The organism is Photobacterium sp. R1, assembly GCF_054600795.1.
On record NZ_BAAHZP010000634.1, the window covers coordinates 1 to 264 of the forward strand.

General features: G+C 53.4%; 1 protein-coding gene. It reads left to right on the top strand.

Annotation, left to right across the window (positions count from 1 at the left end):
* Window positions 1-264: SAM-dependent methyltransferase (locus ACYP03_RS26595; RefSeq protein WP_459782755.1), on the top strand; the 264-nt coding region annotated here is incomplete at both ends.

Below are 264 nucleotides of genomic sequence, written 5' to 3' on the forward strand. Positions count from 1 at the left end.
CTAGCCGTTCTACCCTCAAGCTGGAAGAGGCAGTTCATGTCTTTATTCCGCGCGAAGAGTGGGATGAGCGACTGGCATCTGGTATGTGGGGGGTGGATCTCGGGGCGTGCCCGGGTGGCTGGACCTATCAGCTGGTTAAACGTTCCATGTTTGTTCATGCTATCGATAACGGACAGATGGCCCAGAGTCTGATGGATACGGGGCAGGTGAAGCATCATATGGTGGATGGCTTTAAGTTTGAGCCACCACGTAAGAATGTGACCT